The sequence below is a fragment of the Paenibacillus sp. LC231 genome, assembly GCF_001860525.1.
GTDB lineage: Bacteria > Bacillota > Bacilli > Paenibacillales > Paenibacillaceae > Paenibacillus_AQ.
In genome coordinates, this window is record NZ_JFOM01000010.1 from 1 (window position 1) to 23,499 (window position 23,499).

Sequence of the window (23,499 nt, forward strand, 5' to 3'; positions counted from 1 at the left end):
ATGGCGATCCACCTGGATCGCCTGGAAAACAGGGGGTAATCCCCCCATTTCCCCTCTTGAAGTGACTACTTAGAAAGGGAGAAACCCTGTACTTTGAAAAAAGTACAGGGTTTCTCGACAATCTGAAGGTCTTACCTATAGGTAAGACCCTTTCTACGACCAAAGTCTACAATTCATGTATGGTTGCATTGCTCATCGATTTCTCATGATGCAGCAGCCACTGCTTGCGCGACAATCCTCCGCCGTATCCGCCCAATTCGCCGCTCGTATTGATCACTCGGTGGCATGGAATGACAATTGCGAGCTGGTTGGCGCCATTCGCTTGGGCAACGGCACGATAGGCGGTGGGCCTTCCCATGGTTGCTGCGATCTCGCCATACGAAGACGTTTGTCCGGGTGGAATCTGCAGTAACTGGTCCCATACTTCTTTTTGAAATGGCGATCCTAACAGGAACAAGGGCGTCTTGAATTCCGTTAACTTCCCGTCAAAATACGCGCCGAGCTCAAGCTCGATCGAACGAATCGGAGCTGTGTAACCCGGAACGATTGCCGACTTGGTTCTCTGCCGAAGACGCTCAACTTCACGCTCCAAGCCCCGTCGGTCTACAAATTCGAGTAAATACAGCGCCTCCTCATCTGCGATGGCCATCATCGGTCCGAGACGCGTATCGATCCATGAAGCTTTTAAGATGTTATGGTGCCCCGATCGGCTAGGCGCCGCGCCCATGATGCGGGAAAATGCATCCCTAAAGCCACTGCTGGACTCGTAGCCGGTTGACAGCTGCGCATCGATGACGGCGTGCCCCTCCCGGATTTGCTTCAGGGCAAGTCCCATCCGCCGTGCCCGTGCATATTCAACGAAGGTCATCCCGAACCGCTTTTTGAATTGGCGCCTTGCGGTCGAAGCATCCACGGACAGCTTCTGAAAGTCCTGGTTGGTCCATCTTTTCTCCGGGTTTTCTTCCACCGCCTCGACGAGCAGCCGGACCAGGTCTGACACCTGATTGGGGTGTGATAGCGGACGGCATCGTTTACATGGTCTGAAGGAAGCAAGCAGCGCTTCTTGAGCCGTCTCGTAAAATTCGCAATTTTCCATCTTCGGTTTCCGGGCTGGGCATGTTGGGCGGCAGAATACCCCCGTTGTTTTCACGCCAACATAAAAAACGCCCTCGTACTCCGATTTCTTTTCCAGCAATGCCTGGTAATACTCCTGTCGATTCGCAGCCGATATCACTTGGGGTTCCTCCCTCGATCTCATGTACTTACTCTAAATGACTGTCGCTTGCAAGCCATGCCATTATGCTCTCTTTGTCCTGGTGTTCCTATTATATTGGATATGCCGGCATGGCGTAGCCGAAAATCGTGCATGAATATTTTTGAGGGAGAAGCGAAAACTTTGCCAACTTCGGTACTTAAACAAACCGCAATACGGGAATTAGACCAACCTGATGATCCTGGTTGACCTAATACTACGAAAAGCCCCTTCCGTTGACCGGAAGAGGCTCTTTCTTTCAAGAATATTGAAATGGCTGGAGAATTAACCTTTGATGGATCCTGCCACCATGCCCTTCATGATCTGCTCCTGCAGGATCAGGTAGGCCACGATCGTCGGAATGACTGCGATCGCCATCGCTCCCATCGTCAAGCTGTAATCCGTACCGAAGCCGTCCGAGAACAGAGACAGACTGAGCGGAAGCGTCTTTAGCGCTTGCGTATTAATAAATACGAGTGCAAAGGAGAAGTCATTCCAGAATCGGAGGAATGCCAGAATCGATATCGTTGCCACGATGGGCGTACAGAGCGGAAGAATCATTCTGCCGAAGATTCCCCACCAGCCGCTACCGTCAATCATGGCCGCTTCTTCAATCTCTCTAGGAATGGATGACATGTAGGCCATCGCCAGGAAGATTGCGATCGGCAGCTCAAATGCCGTATACGGCAGAATGAGCGCACCGTACGTGTCGAGTAAGCCGATATTTTTCATCATAATAAACAAAGGCACCAACGTACTGTGAATCGGAATCAGCAGCCCGGTCGTAAACAACACGACCACCAGCTTTTTGAACCGAAACTCGAATCTGGACAGTACATACGCCGCAAGTACACTAAGCAGGATGGTCAGAACGACGGCTGTAATCGTCACAACCGTTGAATTCAGCATCGCTCTGCCCATATTTCCAAGCTCCCATGCCCGGAATAAATTCTCGGTCATCCACTCCTTCGGCAAGCCGTAAGGGTTGGTGAAGAAATCCTGATTCGATTTAAACGCGCTCGTAAAAAGCCAGTACAAGGGATAGAGCGTAAGAATCGCATACACAATCAGCAGCAATTTTACGAACCCGGTTAACCCCTTCGTGATGACGCGTTTCCCTGAGGCACTTCCGGTCCCGGTCGTCTGTAAATTCACATCGCTCCCTCCTTCATGTTAACTTGACTTTCTGCGCGTTGCGAAATAGTTAAGCGCGATAAGAATGGCGCTGACGATCATAATCATCGTGGAAACGGCGGAGCCGTAACCGTAGCGATACACGCTGAACGTGCTGTTGTACATGTAGGTGGCAAGCAGCTCGGTCGATTGCGCCGGTCCGCCGCCCGTCATGACGATGACATGATCAAAAGCCTTCAGGCTTCCCGAGATACAGAGCACAATGGTTACGACAACCGTGCTCCAGATCATCGGGAGCGTGATTTGCATCAGCTTGTTCCAGCCGGTGGACCCATCAATTTTGGCCGCATCATGGATCTCCGGTGAAATATTTTGCAGTGCTGCGATAAAGATGACCAGGTAAGGGCCGATGTTCGCCCAGTTAATCGGGATCGATATCGCCAGCATATTGACTTTTGGATCGGACAGCCAGGCGCGGGTCCATGACTCCAGACCGAGCATCTCCAGCACATAGTTAGCGATTCCGAACTGAGGATGGTAAATGTAACCCCAGATGAGACCGACAACAACCGTGGAGAGAACCATCGGCATGAATACGGCAGACCGGATGAACCTGGAGAAGAACGAATTCTTGAACAATACAATGGCCAGAATCAACGCGATTGGAACCTGACCAATAATGGATGATACGACCAGAATCAGGTTGTTTCGAAGCGCCCGCCAGAAGATTGGATCCTTGAACATCTCTATATAATTATCAAGGCCGATAAATGTGGCGTCTCCGAACCCTTTCCAACTGAAAAATCCGTAGTAAGCTGACCAGAAGACCGGAATAATGACAAATATCAGAAACAACAGAAGCGCAGGAAGAAGAGCTATGGCTATAAATCCTTTGCTTCTCATCGCTGTAGGCATGGCAGCCTCCTCCCTCCTAATCCTTATGCAGTGGTGAATGGTTTCTTATGGAGTAGCGGATCTGGCTTGCGCGTCCTGCAGCTTCTGGGCCACACCTTCGACGGGACCGCCCATCATAATTTCCTGCAGACCGTTGTTGATGACTTCAGCCGCCTCTGCAGACAGATAAGCATCGTATACCGGCGTAATGCCTGTGGATTTCACCAGGTTAAAGGCTTTGTAGTACAAGGAAGTAACTTTCGACTCATCGATTTCGGTATCGTACATGACCATGGAGTTGCTCTCGGCAATCGCTTTTTGCGCTTCCGGTCCGCTGACCGCATAAATCAGCTCCAGCGCCAATTCTTTCGCTTTCCCTTCCGTTCTGCTGCTAAGAGCCAGACCGCCGCCAGCTCCGCCGGAGATGGTGTTAGCTTCGCCTTTGCCTCCAGGGATTGCAGGCAGAGTCGTCACTTCAATATCCTTCATCTGCTCTTCCGAGGAAGAAGCCGCCAGGTTCGTGAGGGTCCATGCGCCGCTGATCATCATCGCTGCATTGCCTTGGATGAAATACTGCTCGGCTTGCGTGTTGTCGATGCTGTTGGCACCTTCTTGGAATGCTTTGTTGTCGACGAGCTCTTTGAAATATCCAAGCGCTTCGATAAACTCAGGATCGGTAAATTTCGCGCCATCCTGTGCTGCCGCTTTCTTAAACCATTCGGTGCCTGTCACACGGTCGGCAATCGATCCGATAATGGTGGATTGCGCAACCCATGGCGCTTTGTTTCCGAGCGCGATCGGCGTAATGCCGTTATCGTTGAACGTTTTAACCGCCGCCATCATTTCTTCCCAAGTCGTTGGAACTTTTACGTTATGTTTGTCAAACAATGCTTTGTTGTAATAGAGAATCGAAGTTGCCGACATGCCTAGTGGAGTGGAGTAGATCTGGCCGTCCTCGAACTCGTACGGATCAAACGCTCCCGGCAGGAATTTATCTTTCCAATCCGAATGCGCATCGAGCACCTCTGTAATCGGCTGAAGCAGCTTCGCCTGATGAAGCTCGGCTGACTGACTTCCTGCATATACGAAGAATACATCCGGCATTTCATTCGCAGCCGCAACCGTACTCAGACGTTGACGATAACCGTCCGGCGGAATCGCTTGTGCATCGAGCGTCACTTCAGGATGGTCCTGAGCAAACTGATCGATAAAGCTTCGGACTGATTTTGCGCGCAGGTCGTCACCGGCGAAGTTATGCCAGATGGTCAGCTTGACCTTCTCTTGATTACCCTCATTTCCTCCCGCCTGCTCTTTGCCCTGCCCGCCTCCGCAAGCTGCAAGGACCAGTGACATCATCAGCAGTACAAGACCTATTTTACGTTTTGGTCTCATGGTCAATCCCCCTTTTTAATATACGAAAATGATGAAACGTCTTAGATGATTAGTCCAAGTATATAAAAGGATATAACGCTTACATAGGGGATATAATTCAGTCCATAGAGGGACAAAATTCAGGATTTGCCCGATACTCCGACGGGGTTTGTCCCGTCCATTTCTTGAACAGGCGGTTAAAATACTTAATATCCTCATAGCCGATTTCATTCGCGATTTCACTGATCTTGGCTGGCGTTTCCCTTAACAGGTGCATTGCTTTTCGCAGTTTGGCCTGGGTCACGAATTCGATATAATTCTGTCCGGTTTCCTTCTTGAACATCTCGCTGAAATAATTGGGGTTCATATGAACATGCTTGGCCACTTGTTGGAGAGACAAGCTCTGTCCCAGATGCTCATGAATGAAGGAGATCGCTCGCTGGACGGGACTTGTCGTCGACACCATGTCACGGTACTCCTTCATGATGAGCCCGAGTGAATCGACCAGCACCTTCTCCGGATTCTTGGTCAACTCGCGGATATCGTACGTCTCTTCCACTTTCACCGGACTGGTATAGCCAATAGACGTCGCAGCCCGTATAAGCCAGCGCTGTGCCGAGACGATCAGGGAATGCAGGTAAGCCTGAACCGAGCCGGGCGTTGCCTGGCCCTGACTTTGGATGCGCCGAAGCAAATCCGTCACCCATGCCTGCAAGTCGGCGGAATCTCCCGAACGCAGCAGGGATGACATCTTGGTTTCTTCCTCCATCGAACAGACCGTGCGGATGCCTGTACGTCCTTCGATATCTTCATAACGGATATGCCGTTCCGATTGCAGCAGCCATTCGTAGGAGCTGGCCTCTACCGCGGTAGCCAGCGCAATGTGCAGCTCCCTGGCGTTTGCGACCCGTCGGCCGCTGGCAGCCGTGATGCGGCAGGCGTGCGTGGATTCCATCTTCCGCAGAGCGGAATCTACCCGCCCCCAGCCATTATTCGGCTCTGCCCGCACCAACAGAAGCAAGGAGCCGTTCCACTCCAGCCACGCGCATTGCAGCTCTTCGGCCAACTCCGTGCCGATTAATCGATGCAGCTCGCTAACGTTCGATTGTTCCTCTTCTTCTGGATGCAGCGGATATACCGACAGCATCCAGATCTGCAGCACCGAGCCGTTCGATTCCAAACGCAGCTCCGGGTATCGCTCACACAATTCGGCCTCGGCATGCTCGTCCAGCGGAGTGCCGGAAGCAAGCAGCCTTCTCAGGAAACCCCGGCTGACTACCAACTCCTGCGCCCTTCCCTTCGCTTGTGTAAGCCTGCGCTGTAACAAACGCTCTCTTGCTTGGACAGCAGCCTCGATAATTTCCCCGGGCCTGCTCGTCTTCAGCAAATAGTCACTTACGCCTTCCCGCATGGCCTGCTGCGCATATGAGAATTCATCATATCCCGAAATAACAATGATTTCGATCTCGGGATACTGCTGCTTGACTTCATGTGCCATATCCAGTCCGCTCAAGCCTGTCATGCGAATATCGGTAAAAATAATTTCGGGCATTTCAACGGGAATACGCTGAAGGGCTTCCTCCGCTGAAGCCGCGGGCGTCAGCACCGTAAAGCCGTTATCGGCCCAATTGATCACTGTACTCAGACCATTTCGAATGATCACTTCATCATCAACGATCAGTACCTTCATTGTCGCCATCCCCTTTGCTGGATAATTCAGATTGTTGAATTTCAGGTAAATCAGGTATCGTAAACATCACACGCGTTCCGGCTCCTTCCGTACTCTCCACACGCAAGCCCGCATCCTTGCCGTAATGAAGGAGCAGCCGTTTATGGACATTTCGCAGCCCGTAGCTTCCGCGCGGGGTCTGCCCCTTCTCGTACTGGAGCGGATTCTCAACCAGCTGATCCTGAAGCCATTTCAGGCGATCCGTCGTCATTCCGATGCCATCATCCTCCACCACGAAGTGGATCCCTTCAGGCTCGCGGTGCCCGCGAATCGTAATCGTCCCCATCCCGTCACGGCTCAAAATACCATGCAGCATGGAGTTTTCAACCAACGGCTGCAGCAGCAGCTTTAACATGGTGTGCTGATACAGCTCTTCCTCCGCATGAACCTCAAACTTGAACTTTTCCGGATAGCGGATGGTTTGGATATTCACGTAATGACGGACATGCATAATTTCCTGCTGAATCGTGCAATATTCCTGCCCGTTATTGAGGCTGAACCTCAGGAAATCACTGAGCGATCCCACCATCTCGGCAATTTTCACATCCTGGTTCATCAGCGCCAGCCAATGGATGGATGATAGCGTATTGTAGAGGAAATGCGGATTGATCTGCACTTGCAGCGCATGCATATCCGCCTCCTTCTTCAGCGACTCGTTCAGCTTCACTTCATCGGTAAGCTTCACAATTCGCGAACTGAGCCGGTTATAACTGATAATGAGCTGTCCGACCTCATCGACCGTCTTAACCGGGAGCGCAGGCAGCGGCTCCTCCGGGCTTGAGTTCTTGAGAAACTTCGTTAGCACAGACAGCGGATTCGTAATTTTCTGGATCAGGAAAAGTACCAGTATAATGGCGAGCAGGATGGCCACCGTGACCGCAACTGCCGTCAATTTGATAAAGTACTGGTTCTGGGAACGGTATTCCTGTGAAGGAATGATGCCGACCAGTTTCCAGTTCACGCTGGACATTTTCTTATAGAGAATGGTCTTCTTGTTGCTTCCCTCGCCATAGTCTATATTTCCGCTGAGCCCCTCAAACTCTCCAATCGCAGGATAATAATCTGCAAGCGTAAGATTGGTCTCCATATCCGGCGGACCGGCGATAATCCGATTATTCTCGTCAAGAAGAAGGACAAACCCGGTCTTCTCTAGAACGGCCTGCCGGAATTGATTGGCAATGACGCCCTGGTCCAGGTTGATCTGCAGGTTCCCGATCGGCTTATATTTATCCGTGCTCCGGATTGGTCTGGCCAATGTAATGACTTTCCTAACGCCTTCGAAGGTCCACTGGCGATGAACAAAGGACCACCATTTGGGATGCTGCTCGTAATAGTCAGGGACCACCTCGGTAATATCCCGGAACTCGGAGCGTACCAAGGATTTATGCGAGATTGCATCTTTGCTGCCGAGCGGTTCGACGATGATGTTGGCGATATAATCTTTGGAAAAGGCCAGGTTCGTCAAAAAATTGATGACCGTCGTCTGCTGGACATAGTTGCTCTGCTCGGTCTTCAGATAGGCCTGAACTCCGGTATGCCCGATGAGAAACAGTGAGATGTTCTCCACGTCTTTGACCATCGTATCCAGGTAAGCTTCCAGCTGCCGAAGCGTATTCATTCCTGTAATCTTGGCCTTCTCCTCCGTCAGGCTCTTGGCTATGTTAAAAGAGAAAATACCAAGAAACAGCAGCGGCACCAGCGTAGCGACAATAATAAGTAGCGACAATTTATGCTTTAGCGATTTCCCAAGCCATTGCTGCACAAAAACACCTCGTTCAAAGTCCCCATGGTATGGGCTTGTTATATTACTTGACATTGAATGCGTTTACTTTGAAATCACTCTCTTTTCCTAGTGAAAATGTGTCAGGTTTATTAACTATCTTAGAGGAATCTTTAGACTCAAGTAAATGGTAACAAAGGCCTATGAAAGGGGATGAAATCTTCTTGCATATGTTCCATATATGCCACTTCCATTCATTCCTTTTCGGAGATCGGGGAGGGGATAAATCAGGAGGGATTGGATTAAAAAACACAAAAAAAGGGCGCCGCAGCGCCATTTTTATTAACAAGACCTATCATTCTATCAAGATTAATGACTTCTCGTTCAAGTTTATACCCTCGTATTGGATATGCGTTTATATGTAGTTCTAAAGTTCCGTGTGCAATAAGCGATTACTTCTCCTACTCTTCCAGACTGTATTCGATGCTATCCACCACAAACCGGTTCGACTCTTCTTGAAATCGATACGTTATTTGCAGATCCCCGGCAAAACCGGCCGGACTTATGCTCCCTGCCGCTTCCGTAACAAGCCGGCCTTCCGCTAGTTTGTGCCTGACGACGGCCCCGAAGCCAACCTTATCATATAAGTAGCTTTTATCCTTGGAATCATCCTCGACTCTTTGGACATACTCCTTCCCGTCGATCACAAGCTTGATAACAAAGTGATCCGCATACTTCTCGATGTTGGATTGCACATGGCTCAATACCGCCTGCTCCAATGATTCGATAGGGATTTCCTTCAGAGTCTCTGCGTCGACAACATGCATCTCCCCCATGTAAAGCCCCGTGCCGGTCCCGTCCACGTAGAACACCACAACATCAGGCTTCCCATCGCCTGTCACATCCTGATATTGAATGACGGGTTTACGCATACCGTCTCCACCATTCCAGTCTTCAAAGACCTGCTTCCTTCCTTCAACCTCGACCACCATGCCTTCATATCTTCCGTATTTCGTTGCGCTTACCGGATACAGCTTTACATCCCCGTTCTCCTCCGCCGTTGACACGTCGACATCCGGAGTATAGATGTAAATCATTCTCTCCTTCGTATCCCAGCCTACTTCTGCATCGTACAGCTCCGCTATAAATCGGATCGGAACCATAACGTGGCCATCCTTTAACGCTGCGGGAATGGATAGTGAATATGTCTTCCCTCTTCCCTTTGCCTTCAGGCTTCCCATCTCTAATGTGACTTGATCGGCACCTGTGTTGACAGTTACCGTCTTGTTCTTGTTGTTCCAGTGAAGCTCCATAGGTTTCAAGTAGTATTTCATAACGCGCAAGGGAACCAGCGTGGTCTGATTCACGATGACGGGATTAACATCCGTCGTAACAATCCAATGATTGATGTTTAATTCCATTTCCTTCTTGGGTGCAGCTTCAGCCTGAGCCTGTACGAAGGTACTCATCAGCATCGTGGCCGCTATAGCGCCGCTTACTGCTATTCTTGTCCATTTCCGGGTGATCATGTTCTCTAAATCTCCTTGGCTGTAATATTCGGTAATGCTTATATAACTAAAACGCATCGTGGCCGGGATTGGTTCGTTCATATCCATACATGATGTAAATACTTTCTCTGTCGTCCCCTTCCTGCCAGGCATCCAATCATTCACCCCATTCAATGGCAAAAATCATGACCACACTCCTTCTGTTATGTTAGAATCAGATATGATTGTTATATTATGGAATAAAGAGTTCGAGGTTATCATTCCGGTTCCGGGAGAACCCTGCAAGGAAAATGTTGAAGGGAGGCGAGCCATATGAGTATAATAGGTAGTTCCAGTTCCATGTTTAATTTATGGCCCATGTTGATCTTAATCATAAACGGACTTTTTATGCTGCTTGGTTTGTATGCATTGTATCTGCTCATCAAACTTTTGATTCGCGCCATAACAGCTGTCGAACTCTACATCGATGAGAAAAGAAACCGGCGGTTGTGAAGGTGAACTTCAGTTAATTCAGGGTTGAAACCACTGAATCTCCTATGGTAAAGTCTAGGCAACCAGAAATGAAAGGGTGAACCAAAAGCCAATGATCTACTAATCCTGTCCCAAGCATTGGAAAACACTTCGATTTCGATACGAGGTTTTCGGGATAGGATTCGTGCGGCTTTTTTTTATGTAACAGGTGGATGTTTAAGACTTCTACATGAAAGTCCGCATCTTTCTTGTTCATATTAGCCTCCTATTCCGAAATCTCGGAGTGGGAGGTTTTTTCTATTTTAAAAACACCAATTGAGAGAATGGAGATTATCCATGACAGGCACTCATCCAAGCATCCAAGACTGAAGACTGAACCTCCCGATTACGGGCAACCGGAGCGAGAGACATGTTTACGCTCAGACAAATGATGAATCCGTCTTATAAAGCATTCCTAACAACTACTTTCTAAACAGGAGGCATGTTTGCATGCAGATCGCCGCACAGGAGTACAAGACAGCGAATCGGGAATCGGGACCTTATGGTATTACGGCAAGACAAGATCGGACCATATGGTTCACGGAACAAAAAGGAAACCGGATCGGACGGCTCACCAAGGATGGGGATATGCGCACGTTCGAAGTGCCGACTCCAGATGCCGGGGTCATGTCTATCCTCTCTGCCCATACCGGTGACCTCTGGTTTACGGAGTACAAAGCAAATAAAATCGGAAGGATGACAATGGAAGGAACATTTGCGGAATTCGAGCTGCCTGAAGCCAATTCGTCTCCCTACGGCTTGGCTGAGGGTCCGGATGGAGCCATATGGTTCACCGAGCTAAGCGGCAACCGAATCGGAAGGATAACGCCGGCAGGCATTATCACGGAATATGACTTACCATGCGAAGGATCGTACCCTTCCTATATTACAGCCGGTCCGGACGGCGCGTTGTGGTTTACGGAAAACCAGAACAACTGCATCGGCCGAATTACGGTGGACGGGGAGATTACCGAGTACCGGATTCCAACAGAGCAATCCGGGCCGGTCGGCATCACGACAGGTGCCGATGGCGCTCTATGGTTTGTTCAAATCAACGGCAATCAAATCGGCCGGATCACAACGGCCGGGGAAATTACGGAATTCAAGCTCCCGTCCGGGAATGCCAGACCCCATGCCATCACGGCGGGCGTTTCCGGGGATCTATGGTTTACCGAATGGGGAGCCAATCAAATCGGACGAATTACCTGCACCGGGGACATTACCGAGTATCCAATCCCTACCCCCTCCGCAGAACCTCATGGCATAACCGTGGATTCGGGCGGCGAGGTCTGGTTCGCCGAGGAATGCGATCAGATCGGCCGGTTTACGATTCAGTATTAGGTTTAGGGGGAAAACATATTGCTCCGCCCATAAAAGAAAGCCCGTGCAGCCTGTTGCCGGGCTTTTCCAGCGAGAAGCTGCCCTGACTTGTTTCTTCATCTATGGGAATGTGATAGATTAAATGGATACTTAGAATTATTTCTCTTAGGAGACCGTCCGATGATGAACTCAAATGAAACGTTAGATGATATACAATGGCAGACGCTGATTCAACAAACCGCCGGATTTTTCAGCGATTTGACCATTAAACGGGGATTTCAGTATTACAAGCAAGGTCGTGTCCACGCCAGCGAGCCGGCAGATGAGACCGGTGTGGTCGAGGCTTCCGTGGATGGAACGGAAACCTACCGTACCAAGCTTCACCTTCGCTCCTTGAGCGACAGCGAATGCAGCTGTCCCGTTAAGGATGGCTGCAAGCATATGGTGGCTGTTCTGCTTGACTATGCTCAGCTTCAGGGTCGTTCCATTCACGCCCTGGTTAATGCGCATTCCACCACATATGCTTCCACCTCTTCGTATGACCGAAGCGAGTCCGGCTTCAGCCCAGCGCAGGACCGACCGTCTGCCGGAGCATCAAAATGGAGAGTCAAAGCGGATCATTTGCCCGACCTGCCAATCTCCGCATGGCATGAGCTGTTCGAAGTTTGCACGGCTTCGCTGGGAACGAATACGCAGAATTCGTTTTACGCCAAAAATGCGCTGGCCTCCCTCCATCACATTAAACCCCCGCTTCCGCCAGATCTGGATCCGTTATACGAGCTCCATGCGCATCTCTTCATTCTCGAGAAGCTCGTCAAGCAGCCCGCCAGTGCCTGGAATTCCTCCGGCTCCTACATCGGCTATCATACACAGGTGGCAGCGGATCATATCCTGGCCAGAATCGAGCGCATCTTCCACGAAGGGCTGGAGGTCAGCGAACATGGTGAGGCATTCAGGGAGCGGCTGACCGAGACCATTTCGTTTGCCCGGCGGAGCATGCTGAGCGAGCCGCGGAACCGCAAATTTTACGCCCAGGTCTATATACAGCTCTGGATGTACTGGATCTATCCGTTTGCGAAAAGAGACAGCAGCTTCATCCAGGCGGAGTTAGAGCAGCTGCAGGCAGCTGAAGCCGAATTCGGCAGCAGCCTTTCACGCGCCTCATGGTATATGGCGCAGAGCCTAATGTCCTTCTATCTCGGAGAAGACGAATCGTCCTGGGACCTGATCAGGCAAGCAGACAAGGTCAGCAGCCTGCCCCCGGCTTCCGTCCTTGGCTTCTTCGACATGCTGCATTCAGGGCAGCACTGGGACCGCTTGGCCCGCTGGCTCCCGGAGATCGGCCCGCTGCTTGGCAGTCACCGCAACGAGCATCTCAGCAGCTATCAATACTACTGGGATGCCGTCATAGAGCATTTGCCCGAGGAGGCTGAACGGATGTGGAGCAGTCTTGCCGACATGCTTCCTTATTCGAAGGACATCTATCAGAATGCCTTGATCACGCACGGCAGATGGCGGGAATGGATCGACTATCAACTAAGCACAGGCCGGGAGCCGCTGGAGCTCCGGGTCAGCGAGCTGGCACCGATCGAGAAGAACGCCCCCGAGATGCTGCTGCCTTTTTACCATCAGGCCGTCGAGCGGTACATCCTTCATAAGAACCGAGCCGGCTATAAAGCAGCCGTCAAGCTGCTCAAACGGTTAGCCAAGCTATATAAAAAGCTCAAGCAGCAGGAGCGCTGGGATCTGTTCATTATCTCGTTATCTGTACGAAACAGCCGGCTTCGCGCATTCCAAGAAGAGCTGCGGAGAGGAAAGCTGATATCATGAGCAGACACACAGAAACCATCACGGTCCACATGGCGCTAAGCGAATACGGAGATGCCGTCATATACGGCTCTACGGTCATGCAGGGTTATGTGTCCGGACAATACCTGAAGCACCGTTTATTCGCGTGGCACGAACCTTCCTTCTACGGAACAGAGCTTACCGTTCAATCCGTTCAGGACATGGAAGTGGTCATCCTGCCTTCCGAGCAGGTCATACCGTTCTTTGCGGATGGACGGCTGCTCGAACATATTGAATGGGTATGGGACGAGGATTGCCTTCCCTTCATTGAACTTGCGCCTTCGCTGGCAGCTTGCATTCAGGATAAGCAATATGCCCCAAGCTTGAGCGCCTTCAAATCGGGCAAGCTGCAATGGATCTGGGATACAGAGGCGTTCACAGCGGAAGAGCAGTCCCGTCTGTCCCTGTTGAATGCTGATGAGATATGGAATGAAGGCTTGCGGGCAGCGTTCTCCGCCGCCGTTCAAGACCAGTGTTACGGCAGCGAGGAGGCGGCGGCTGACCTGCGCAGAGAATACCCGCTTCTCTTCTCGCGGAACCGCACGGCAGCCGAGGGCATGGACGACAAGTCATGGCTGATCGCCATCGGATGGCGACCGGATACCGCTCCATTCCGGCCGCTGCTGCAATTGTTGGAGCCTGATGAAGAAGAAGCCGCATGGCGTCTTCGTCTTGTATTGCAAGACAAGCAAGACGCCGCGGCGCTTGCAGCCGTTCGTCTTGCTGAAGACGGGCAGGCATATGGATCGTGGCCCGAGACATGGACACCCCATATCAAGGAGCGGTCCCCCGGCTGGCTCCAAGGATTGCAGGCAGCACTGCCGGCAAGGGTGCTTCATGCTCCGGCTGAAGACGTGCTCGGTAGGCCGCTGTCCGACGAGGCCGCATGGCAGTTCCTGACCGACGACAGCCAGCGGCTGCTCCAATCAGGCTGGCTGGTCCTGCTGCCCGCATGGTGGGAAGCCGCCAGCAAGAAGAAGCCCAAGCTGCGGGCGAAGGTACGCTCGGGCGAGGGCGAGAACGCCGAGCGAAGCAGCGGCGGTTCCCTGTTCGGCTTGGATGCGCTCGTCAATTTCGATTGGCGCATCGCCATCGGCGAAGCTACCCTTTCCGAAGCGGAATTCGCCGAGCTAGTTGCCCGGAATGAACGGCTGGTGCGGTTCCGGGGCCAATGGATTCCGCTGGACCCCGCCTTGGTCGCCCAAATCCGCCAGATGATGGCGGGCGTAGACCGTGAGGAAGGCCTATCGTTTCAAGATATTCTGCACCTGCATCTGCTCGGGAACAACGAGGAGTCGGAGCAAACTCAGCAGGATGCGGAGGAAACCCGGGACCCGGAACGGATCAAGCTTGAGGTGGAGCTGAACGAGCACCTCGTGAAGCTTATTGGTCAACTCGGCCGGCAAAGCGAATGGCCGAGCCTCCCTGTCCCGGCTGGGCTGAAGGCCGAGCTGCGGACTTATCAGCATGACGGCTTTGCCTGGCTTGCCTTTTTGCGGCGTTACGGGCTCGGTGCATGCCTTGCCGATGACATGGGTCTTGGCAAAACCGTGCAGTTTATCGCCTACCTGCTGCACGTGAAGATGACGATGGAGCGGGAAGAAAGACGCCTCCCCTCCCTGCTGATCTGTCCCACCTCAGTGCTGGGTAATTGGCAGAAGGAGCTTGAACGGTTTGCCCCGTCGCTCCGGGTCATGCTGCACTACGGCGGGAAACGCAGCAGCAGCGAGGATTTCTATCATGAGGCTTACCAAGCCGATATTATCCTTACCTCTTATGCTACGGCGACGCTTGATCAAGAAATGTTAAGAGACATGAAGTGGGAAACGATCGGCATCGACGAGGCCCAGAACATCAAGAATGCCGACACCAAACAATCCGCCGCCGTGCGAAGCTTCCCGGCAAGGCATCGCGTCGCGCTGACCGGCACACCGATTGAGAACCGGCTGTCCGAGCTTTGGTCCATCTATGACTTCATCAATCCCGGATATCTCGGAAGCCTGCGGGCATTCAATCTCCGATTCATCCAGGCCATCGAAAAAGACAAAAACGAGCAGCGCACGGCCGATCTGCAAAAGCTGATCAAGCCCTTCATGCTTCGGCGCAAGAAAAAGGATCCTGCGATTCAGCTTGACCTGCCGGACAAAAACGAGATGAAGACTTATATCCATCTTACGGCCGAGCAAGGCGCGCTTTATGATCAGACCGTGAGCAGTCTCCTGGAACGCATGCAAAAGCTTGAGGGCATTGAGCGCAAAGGCGCCATTCTGGCAGCTCTGACGCAGTTTAAGCAGCTCTGCGACCATCCGGCTCTTCTGACGAAGGAGCCGCTCCCGGAACTGCCGGGAGGCGGCGGCTTGCTTGATACCGAGGCCGTGGTCAACCGTTCAGCGAAGCTGGAGCGGCTGCTGTCCATGGTGAAGGAACTGCGGGACGAAGGCGAGCGCTGCCTGATCTTCACCCAGTATATCGGCATGGGCGAGATGATGCGGCAGGTGCTGCATCAAGAGCTGGGTGAGCCCGTGCTGTATTTGAACGGCAGCACGCCGAAGCGGACGCGCGACCGCATGATCGAGCAGTTCCAATCCCAGACCCTGCCGCCCGAAGAGCAGCCGAATGTCATGATTCTCTCCATCAAGGCCGGCGGCGTAGGTCTGAATCTGACCGCGGCGAACCATGTGTTCCACTTCGACCGCTGGTGGAACCCCGCGGTCGAGAATCAAGCGACCGACCGCGCTTATCGGATGGGACAGACCAAGGATGTCCAAGTGTACAAGTTCATCTCCATGGGGACGCTCGAAGAGCGGATCGATGAGATGCTGGAGAGCAAGCAGCAGCTGAGCGATCAGGTTATCGCAAGCAGCGAGGGCTGGATTACCGAGCTGTCCACCGATGAGCTGAAGGATCTCTTCACGCTGCGGCGCGACTGGGCATAATCGTCATATCAAGGAGTAAACGGATAGGCTAGCATGGTTCTCGGCCCCGAAGGGGTGAAGCACAGCGGAATGCCTGAGGAATTCCTGGGCGGCTTCCAGATGCAGCTCTATAACCATTAAATAGTAGAAAGCCCCGTGTGCGGACACGGCCACTGAAATACTTGCAATTTTTTCGGAGGCATTGAGCCAACACGGGGTTTTTGTTATTTGGAAGAGTTTAATCCTTAGCAGGATTTCGTTTTAATTGCGCGCATGAAGCTTGTACGGCTAAGGATTTTAAGGTTCAAACCAGTTGAAGTCCAGTGTCTTGGGTAATCCGGTTCAGCTTGAGGTACTCTTGCTTATGAGGGTAATTCGACTCAACTTGAGGTGCTCTTGCTTAGAAGGCAATCCGACTCAATTTGAGGTACTCTTGCTTAGAAGGCAATCCGACTCGACTTGGGGTACTCTTGCTTAGAAGGTAATCCGCATCAACTTGAGATACTCTTGCTTAGAAGGTAATCCGCCTCACCTGCGCAAGATAGTCAGTACCAGAATGTCGGGCCTGGTAGCAGGTCAATAGGTGGCGATACCATTCATAAACGGACACAGGATACGTTATTTAGGAAAAAATCCACCATTTTTGAACTCGAACGGACCCTAGTTCCGTTATTTGCTCCAAAAAACGATGAAAACGCCGAATATGAGCCCAATAACGTACCTAGTGTCCGCTAAGTTTGAAAATATGGCGTTATCTCATAATATAGCGGAACTGGAGTCCGATAGGTCGGGAGCAACAAGTAGTAGATGACTTCAAGAACAGTAAGTGTCGGCGCAAAATCCGCCTCACCTGCGCAAGATAGTCAGTACCAGAACGTCGGGCCAGGTAGCAGGGTAATAGGTGGCGATACCATCCATAACCGGACACAGAATACGTTATTTAGGAAAAAATTCACCTTTTTTGAACTCGAACGGACCCTAGTTCCGTTATTTACTAAAAAAACAATGAAAACGCCGAATATGAGCCCAATAACGTACCTGGTGTCCGCTAAGTTTGAAAATATGGCGTTTTCTCATAATATAGCGGAACTGGAGTCCGATAGGTCGGGAGCAACAAGTAGTAGATGACTTCAAGAACAGTAAGTGTCGGTGCGCAATCCTACTCTTGGTGCAGCAAGTGCAATCGGAACTGGAGTCCTCTACTTCAGGCGCGGCTTGTGTAACAGCAACGAAATCCCTACTCTTGGTGCAGCAAGTGCAATCGGAACTGGAGTCCTCTACTTCAGGTGCAGCTTGTGTAACAGCAACGGAAACCCTACTCTTCGCGCAGCAAGTGCAATCGGAACTGGAGTCCTCTACTTCAGGCGCAGCTAGTGCAACAGCAACGAAATCCCTACTCTTGGTACAGCAAGTGCACACGCCACTGGAGTCCCTTACCTCAGCGCATCAACAGCAAGCAGCAACCGAATCCTACACCGGGAGCAACAGGAGCAGCCAGCGCCGCCACTCCCCTCAATAGCATCACCCAGCCCTGCCACTCCCCTCGATAGCGTCATCGGCCCCCGCAAATCCCTTCTATAGCGTCACCCGGCCCCACTCCCTCCGCTTACTTCTCCTCCATCAGCTGCCGCAGCTTTGCTTCCGTGGTCGTATCCGGAGCTGGCGTATAAATGCTGCACCGCAGATCATCATTTCCGTACACTTTGAGCGACGTGAGCTCATATACCATTTTTCCGGCCTTGGCATGCCGGAATTCCAGATGTACTTCCGGGGCGTAGCTAACCTGGCTCTGCTCCCACATTCGATTGAAATCCGGATGCCCCTGCTTCATCTCTTCCAGAAAACGGTCATACCACTCATCCTCGACATATTGACCGTAATAGGACCGGAACATCGAGAGGAAGCTACTGGCGAACTGCTCCCAATTTACCGCCAGCCGCTGAAACTCCCTGCGGGTGAAAAGCAGCCGGATCATATTCCGCTCCTCGGGCGGAATGCGGTCAAAATCAAGGAACACATACGCAGCCGCACGGTTCCATCCCACGATGTTGCACATCCGATCCGATATCATGACGGGGCAATATTTCAGCTCGGTGATAATTTTTTGCAGAGACGGGCTGATCTGCACCGCTTCTTGTTTGACCGTATAAGGCTCCGCCCCGCTCTCCAGCGCCAGAGAATACAGATATCTTCGCTCATCCGCGTTCAGCTGTAGCGCATTGGCAACGCAGTCCAGCACGGACGACGACACTTGGATGTCGCGTCCCTGCTCGAGCCAGGTGTACCAAGTGGTGCTGACACCCGCCAGCTGGGCCACCTCTTCTCTGCGCAAACCCGGTGTCCTTCTTCGTGACCCTGGCGGCAATCCGACGGACTCGGGCGAGATTTTGGCACGCTGTCCTTTCAGGAAAGCCGACAAAGCTTGGAGTCTAACCTGAGAATTCATCTTATAAGCCTCCTTCATCCAACTAAGGATAGCAGTATTTATACTAGGATAAACGGTATCTTGTAATAGGATACTACACGTGACATTATAACCTTAAGATTGACAAGTTATAAAGTCTTAAAGGAGGCTGTTGAACCATGGAAAGAGTCGTTATCACCGGTATGGGCGTCATATCGCCGCTGGGCCATGATGTTGAGACGTTCTGGTCCCGGCTTGTACGAGGAGAGTCCGGTATTACACATATAGAAACTTTGGACACATCAAGACAGAAGGTACAAATAGCAGGCACCGTAAAGGAATTCGACGCAAACGCGCTGTTCGGCGCCAAGGAAGCCCGGCGTATGGACCGCTTCTGCCAGTTTGCGCTGGCTGCGGCGGATCAAGCCATAAGCCAGTCGGGACTCAATCTTGATCAGATCGATCATGAGCGGATGGGGGTATATGTCGGCTCCGGCATCGGCGGCATCCAGACCCTGATGAATCAGAGCGGCACACTGTCATCGCGGGGTCCCGAACGGGTCAGTCCTACCCTGGTACCCATGATGATTCCCAATATGGCGGCCGCGCTCATCAGCATTAAATACAAGGCGCTGGGCTCTACGCTGGCCCCGGTTACGGCATGTTCGATCGGCAATACCGCGATCGGCGAAGCTTTCTTTAACATTCAGGCTGGCCGGTCCGACGTGATTATTGCGGGAGGATCTGAAGCGACGTTGACCGATATTTCGCTGGCCAGCTTCGCGAACGCAACCGCCCTTTCATCCCGCAACGATGAACCGGGCCGGGCCAGCCGGCCGTTTGATACGGACCGGGACGGATTTGTCATGGCGGAAGGTGCCGGCATCCTCGTTCTGGAGTCGCTCTCCCATGCCTTACGCAGAGGCGCCGTCATTCTGGGCGAGGTAATCGGTTACGGTGCCAGCTCGGATGCCTATCATATGGTCGCCACGCCGGAAGACGGCAACGGCGCGGCACGGGCGATGAAGCTGGCCCTGACCGAGGCGAACCTCGCCCCAGCCGACGTGGATGTCATCAGCGCCCATGCCACAAGCACGGTCATCGGTGACCGTTCGGAGACAGCGGCCATTAAGCAGGTGTTTGGCAAGGAGGCGTATCGCATTCCGGTAACGGCGAACAAGTCGATGACCGGACATATGCTGGGCGCATCCGGCGGCGTAGAGGCCATCGCCCTCGTGAAATCCTTACAGGAAGGCGTCATACCGCCGACGATCAATCTGGAACATGCCGATCCGGCATGCGATTTGGATTACGTACCGAATCAGGCGAGAAAGGCCGAGCTTCGGATTGGCATGTCGAATTCCTTCGGCTTCGGCGGACATAATTCGGCGATTGTTATCCAGAAATATGAGCACAAATAACCCATGCGTCCCGGACCCCAGTGAAAACTGGGGGCTTTTTCTTGTTGCGATTCTGGAAGGCTGGGCCGAATAATGAGACAGAAACAGAAACAACGGCTTTTTTAATTTTTTTCGCAGAATCAAACTTTTTGCAAGACTCGCACGTCTTGCTTCCGTAAGTCAATTGCAATTGATGGTTACCCGCGCGGGCCCAAAGGAGTGTCATATTTACATGAGAGGCGGCCGGAAGCTTGAGAAGCTTCTTATCCAATGCATAACCGAACATCAGGACAGCGCCTACCGGCTGGCATACAGCTACGTTAGAAATAAAGAGGATGCCCTCGATATCGTTCAGGACGCGATCCACAAAGCATTTATATCCATGGAAAAGCTGAAGCAGACGGGTTCACTAAAAAGCTGGTTTTTCCGAATTATTGTAACAACCTCCCTGGATTTCATTAGAAAACAGAAAAAAGTCCACGTCATGGACGACGAGAACCTGGAGGTTATATTACCCGGCAGCCATGACCACTATCCGAATCTGGATCTGGCCCAATCTTTGGAGGAATTACCCGACAAGTATCGGGTCGTCATCATACTCCGGTTTTTTGAAGATATGAAGATTGACGAAATTGCCGAAGTGCTCCACGAGAACGTCAGCACGGTGAAAACGAGATTATACCAAGGACTACAGAGACTGCGGGTGAACTTAAGCGAGGAAGATCAAGAGGAGGCACAACGATAATGCATGACAAGCTGAATAGGATGAAAGAGCAGTACGAGAGCACTCCTATTCCTGACGAACTAAGCTCGATTGTCAACAAGACCATAGCAACCAGACGAAAAAAAAATAGAGCGCTGCCCTGGCTCGCTAGTAGCGCAGCTGCATGCATCCTACTGTTCGCCGGAGTGAATACCAGCCCTGCCTTGGCCCAGGCCATGTCCGATGTGCCGGTTCTGGGCCATATCATCAAGGTGATCACCATCCGTGAATATGCCGAGCAAGACGATAACACGGAAGTGCATATCGAAACACCCGGCATTGCCAACCTAGGAAATACGGAGCTTGAGCAAACCCTGAATAACAAATACCTGGAAGAAAACAAGAAACTGTATGAGAACTTCAAAGACGAAGTGGCCCTGTTAAATAAAGAAGGCGGCGCGCATCTGAGTCTTACTAGCGGTTATGAAGTGATCACCGACAATGAACAACTGCTGACGCTTTCGCGTTATATTGTCGAATCTGCTGGAGGCTCTGCCGAATCCAGAAAATACGATACGATCGACAAGAAGAACCAGATGGTGATCACGCTGCCGAGTCTGTTCAAGGATTATCGTTATATCCAGGTCATCAGCGACAATATCAAGGAGCAGATGCGCCACCAGATGCAGGCTAATCCGGACAACATCTACTGGGTGGAGCAGCCTGGCGTGGAGTCCGATGCATCAGAGGATCTGTTCCAAACGATCGCCAAGGACCAAAACTTCTATATCAACCAAGACGGCAAACTGGTCATCAGCTTCAATGAATACGAAGTTGCACCCGGCTATATGGGCGTCGTGGAATTTACGATCCCAACGGAAGTAATCGCAGACCAGCTCGTCAGCAGCGAATACATCCGATAGATCAAGGCGAATGCAGATCACAAACAGTAAACATTCAAAACCATAAACCTGGAGGTAATATATCATGAAAAAAACAATGAAGCACACAACCCCAATCACCAAAACCCTGGCGGCTGCCGGATTAGCGGGCATCCTGATGATCTCCGCTTCGGGTCTGCCATCCGCTCATGTCCATGCCGAAACCAAAGCTGCAGCGAGCACGAATCGGGTGACCGCCCCAACCGTTGCCCCGCAACTGGTAACATCCAAAGCGCTGCAATCCGAGGAAAAATGGCTGCAAACCAATATTAAGATCCCTGTATTCCAAGGTTTAACTGACGCCAAATATCAAGACCAGTTGAACGACATTATCGAATCCCATGCCTCCAAGGATATGGACAAATGGGAGAAAGAAGCGGCGGAGGCTGCTGCAAATGCACAAAAGAACGGCTATACCATGCACCCTTATCAGCTGAACATCACTTATGAGCTCACATCGGATGGTAAAGACGGCAGCTTGATCTCCCTTAAGGTCATCACCGAAGGCATCGGGATGAACAATGGCGATCCCCGCGTGGATACGTACAACTTCACGAACGAAGCCGAAGCACAGCGCGTGACGCTTGAAGACCTGTTCGGCAAGGATTACAAATCCATCGTGGATCAAGCGGTCAAAACGGCGATTGCCGCGGATCAAAACCATTACTTCGCGAACGAAGACGGGTTTCAAGGCATAGACGCGGAGCAATCCTTCTATGTCGCGGACGGAAAGGCCTATATCGTATTCCAAAAATACAGCATTGCCCCTGGAGCCACAGGTACACCGGAATTTGCCGTAAAGCTGCCGGGTAAAGGATCCGACATAAAGCCTGCAGCAGCCTTGAAATCAGGCGCTTTTTACAAAGATAACAACGGCAAGCTCATGGTTCAGGTATCCGTGCTGCGCCAGCTGCAGTTCAATGTCAAGTGGAACGGCAAGAGCAAAACCGCGGAAATCTCCAAGGGAGCCGTCTGGAGCGCGGTGAAGCTGAACAAGGATGCTTACACTTTGGGCAAAATGGCCCCACGTTCGCTGGGCTCGGCTCCTGTCATGAAAAAAGGCCACGTCTATGTTCCGCTTGCTTTCCTGACAGACGTTCTGAATCTGAATGCAGATCAAAGCAAGCATGGCCAGATAACGGTGACCGCTGCAAAATAATAGATCCACCCTATTTAACATCTGTGGCTCCTGCACACGATCTTTCAAAGCAGGCACAGTACAGCATATGGTAAAAAAAGAGGCCCTCTTCAACACGGAGACGGCCTCTTCATTCATGTTAAGTTAAGAAGGTTTACCTCAACGAGGCTTTCCGTGCCCTGTTATAGCGCAAAATCCCGTCAACAATACCCCAACGACAATGCTTCTCCAGCCTTGCCGCCCCATTCATCATCCATCAGATACCGGGCTTGAACCCTTTCCCCCTCATAAACAAAAGTGAAGCGATAATACACTTCTTCATCCTCGCAAATCTCAAAATACAGTGCATATCGCGCTGCTTGCAGCGGAAGCTCAATAGCGGCGTCCGACATGACCGACAACAGCTCCAGCTTCCCGGGATCCAGAACGTCAAACGGCACGACCATCCGCCGCTGCGCTTTCGGATCTTCGATGAACGCCTCTTTCAAGGCCAGCTTCACCCAGGCGCCGAAAGCATCATCAGGGATAGGATCAAAGGTGAGATAACCGGGATGTATGACAACGCCCTGCTTGATATTGGTTTCTCCCCATTGGCACAAATCCTCATCAAAGTCCCGTGAGCGGACTTGGATCTGATGGTGCGAAATAGTGAGGTCCACCTCTTGAGTCATTTTCGTATGCTGCATATGTAAAACACCTCGCTTTTTAGATA

At 51.7% G+C, this 23,499-nt stretch carries 18 protein-coding genes; 8 read left to right on the plus strand and 10 right to left on the minus strand.

Annotated elements, in window-relative coordinates; translation table 11 throughout:
• Positions 1-166: 166 nt before the first annotated feature.
• The 8 genes from AK95_RS06180 to AK95_RS06220 form a co-directional block, all read right to left on the minus strand.
• Positions 167-1,234 (minus strand): bifunctional transcriptional activator/DNA repair enzyme AdaA, encoded by a 1,068-nt coding sequence (locus tag AK95_RS06180; protein WP_071219104.1) that lies wholly within the window; start codon positions 1,232-1,234, stop codon positions 167-169.
• Between the two features lie 303 nt (positions 1,235-1,537).
• Positions 1,538-2,407, minus strand: coding sequence for a carbohydrate ABC transporter permease (locus tag AK95_RS06185; RefSeq protein ID WP_071219105.1), 870 nt, complete (start codon positions 2,405-2,407; stop codon positions 1,538-1,540).
• An 18-nt stretch (positions 2,408-2,425) separates the two neighbouring features.
• Positions 2,426-3,301 carry a carbohydrate ABC transporter permease gene (locus tag AK95_RS06190; protein ID WP_071219106.1) on the minus strand — a complete coding sequence of 292 codons (876 nt, stop codon included), beginning with the start codon at positions 3,299-3,301 and terminating at the stop codon, positions 2,426-2,428.
• Positions 3,302-3,346: 45 nt separating this feature from the next.
• Positions 3,347-4,672, minus strand: a complete 1,326-nt coding sequence (locus AK95_RS06195) for an extracellular solute-binding protein (RefSeq protein ID WP_071219107.1) — start codon at positions 4,670-4,672, stop codon at positions 3,347-3,349.
• 97 nt (positions 4,673-4,769) lie between these two features.
• A complete protein-coding gene (locus AK95_RS06200; protein ID WP_071219108.1) occupies positions 4,770-6,341 on the minus strand; it encodes a response regulator transcription factor in 1,572 nt (523 codons plus the stop codon).
• Positions 6,322-8,142, minus strand: coding sequence for a cache domain-containing sensor histidine kinase (locus AK95_RS06205; RefSeq protein ID WP_071219109.1), 1,821 nt, complete (start codon positions 8,140-8,142; stop codon positions 6,322-6,324). The genes AK95_RS06200 and AK95_RS06205 overlap by 20 nt, the downstream gene beginning before the upstream one ends.
• Before the next feature lie 419 nt (positions 8,143-8,561).
• Positions 8,562-9,629 carry a copper amine oxidase N-terminal domain-containing protein gene (locus tag AK95_RS06210; RefSeq protein WP_071219284.1) on the minus strand — a complete coding sequence of 356 codons (1,068 nt, stop codon included), beginning with the start codon at positions 9,627-9,629 and terminating at the stop codon, positions 8,562-8,564.
• A 484-nt stretch (positions 9,630-10,113) separates the two neighbouring features.
• Complete coding sequence (locus tag AK95_RS06220; protein ID WP_071219111.1) at positions 10,114-10,335, minus strand: hypothetical protein; 222 nt, start codon at positions 10,333-10,335, stop codon at positions 10,114-10,116.
• A 233-nt stretch (positions 10,336-10,568) separates the two neighbouring features.
• Here AK95_RS06220 and vgb(C) point away from each other — a divergent pair, with 233 nt between their 5' ends.
• The 4 genes from vgb(C) to AK95_RS34065 all read left to right on the plus strand — a co-directional run bounded on the left by vgb(C) (position 10,569) and on the right by AK95_RS34065 (position 17,720).
• On the plus strand, positions 10,569-11,459 hold the full coding sequence (gene vgb(C), locus AK95_RS06225; RefSeq protein ID WP_071219112.1) for a streptogramin B lyase Vgb(C): 891 nt from the start codon (positions 10,569-10,571) through the stop codon (positions 11,457-11,459).
• A gap of 159 nt (positions 11,460-11,618) precedes the next feature.
• Positions 11,619-13,268: an SWIM zinc finger family protein gene (locus AK95_RS06230; RefSeq protein WP_071219113.1), complete on the plus strand. Its 1,650-nt coding sequence runs from the start codon at positions 11,619-11,621 to the stop codon at positions 13,266-13,268.
• Complete coding sequence (locus AK95_RS06235) at positions 13,265-16,222, plus strand: DEAD/DEAH box helicase (RefSeq protein ID WP_071219114.1); 2,958 nt, start codon at positions 13,265-13,267, stop codon at positions 16,220-16,222. Before AK95_RS06230 ends, AK95_RS06235 begins: the two co-directional genes overlap by 4 nt.
• A 1,144-nt stretch (positions 16,223-17,366) precedes the next feature.
• Entirely contained in the window at positions 17,367-17,720 is a 354-nt protein-coding gene (locus tag AK95_RS34065) for a hypothetical protein (protein WP_162487543.1), read from the plus strand.
• A gap of 87 nt (positions 17,721-17,807) precedes the next feature.
• Here the strand turns inward: AK95_RS34065 and AK95_RS06245 are convergent, their stop codons facing one another.
• Positions 17,808-18,647 carry a helix-turn-helix transcriptional regulator gene (locus AK95_RS06245; protein WP_071219116.1) on the minus strand — a complete coding sequence of 280 codons (840 nt, stop codon included), beginning with the start codon at positions 18,645-18,647 and terminating at the stop codon, positions 17,808-17,810.
• 137 nt (positions 18,648-18,784) lie between these two features.
• Between AK95_RS06245 and fabF the strand changes: the two genes are divergently transcribed.
• The 4 genes from fabF (at position 18,785) to AK95_RS06265 (ending at position 22,808) form a co-directional block, all read left to right on the plus strand.
• Positions 18,785-20,026, plus strand: coding sequence for a beta-ketoacyl-ACP synthase II (gene fabF / locus AK95_RS06250; RefSeq protein WP_071219117.1), 1,242 nt, complete (start codon positions 18,785-18,787; stop codon positions 20,024-20,026).
• Positions 20,027-20,237: 211 nt separating this feature from the next.
• Positions 20,238-20,750 (plus strand): RNA polymerase sigma factor, encoded by a 513-nt coding sequence (locus AK95_RS06255; RefSeq protein ID WP_071219118.1) that lies wholly within the window; start codon positions 20,238-20,240, stop codon positions 20,748-20,750.
• Positions 20,750-21,631, plus strand: a complete 882-nt coding sequence (gene rsiV, locus AK95_RS06260; protein ID WP_071219119.1) for an anti-sigma-V factor RsiV — start codon at positions 20,750-20,752, stop codon at positions 21,629-21,631. The genes AK95_RS06255 and rsiV overlap by 1 nt, the downstream gene beginning before the upstream one ends.
• 64 nt (positions 21,632-21,695) lie before the next feature.
• The gene (locus AK95_RS06265; protein WP_071219120.1) at positions 21,696-22,808 is read left to right on the plus strand and encodes a DUF3298 domain-containing protein; all 1,113 of its coding nucleotides are present in this window, start codon (positions 21,696-21,698) and stop codon (positions 22,806-22,808) included.
• Between the two features lie 179 nt (positions 22,809-22,987).
• On the opposite strand, the gene comJ is transcribed toward AK95_RS06265, so the two are convergent.
• The gene (gene comJ, locus AK95_RS06270) at positions 22,988-23,473 is read right to left on the minus strand and encodes a competence protein ComJ (protein ID WP_071219121.1); all 486 of its coding nucleotides are present in this window, start codon (positions 23,471-23,473) and stop codon (positions 22,988-22,990) included.
• Between the last annotated feature and the right edge of the window lie 26 nt (positions 23,474-23,499).

Bases quoted from the DNA above. Each gene is read 5' to 3' on its own strand.
- AK95_RS06195 (WP_071219107.1), bottom strand. From the start codon at position 4,672: ATGAGACCAAAACGTAAAATAGGTCTTGTACTGCTGATGATGTCACTG.
- AK95_RS06265 (WP_071219120.1), top strand. From the start codon at position 21,696: ATGAAAAAAACAATGAAGCACACAACCCCAATCACCAAAACCCTGGCG.
- AK95_RS06210 (WP_071219284.1), bottom strand. From the start codon at position 9,629: ATGATCACCCGGAAATGGACAAGAATAGCAGTAAGCGGCGCTATAGCG.
- AK95_RS06200 (WP_071219108.1), bottom strand. From the start codon at position 6,341: ATGAAGGTACTGATCGTTGATGATGAAGTGATCATTCGAAATGGTCTG.
- fabF (WP_071219117.1), top strand. From the start codon at position 18,785: ATGGAAAGAGTCGTTATCACCGGTATGGGCGTCATATCGCCGCTGGGC.
- AK95_RS06220 (WP_071219111.1), bottom strand. From the start codon at position 10,335: ATGAACAAGAAAGATGCGGACTTTCATGTAGAAGTCTTAAACATCCAC.
- AK95_RS06230 (WP_071219113.1), top strand. From the start codon at position 11,619: ATGATGAACTCAAATGAAACGTTAGATGATATACAATGGCAGACGCTG.
- comJ (WP_071219121.1), bottom strand. From the start codon at position 23,473: ATGCAGCATACGAAAATGACTCAAGAGGTGGACCTCACTATTTCGCAC.
- AK95_RS06245 (WP_071219116.1), bottom strand. From the start codon at position 18,647: ATGAATTCTCAGGTTAGACTCCAAGCTTTGTCGGCTTTCCTGAAAGGA.
- rsiV (WP_071219119.1), top strand. From the start codon at position 20,750: ATGCATGACAAGCTGAATAGGATGAAAGAGCAGTACGAGAGCACTCCT.
- AK95_RS06190 (WP_071219106.1), bottom strand. From the start codon at position 3,301: ATGCCTACAGCGATGAGAAGCAAAGGATTTATAGCCATAGCTCTTCTT.
- AK95_RS06235 (WP_071219114.1), top strand. From the start codon at position 13,265: ATGAGCAGACACACAGAAACCATCACGGTCCACATGGCGCTAAGCGAA.
- AK95_RS06255 (WP_071219118.1), top strand. From the start codon at position 20,238: ATGAGAGGCGGCCGGAAGCTTGAGAAGCTTCTTATCCAATGCATAACC.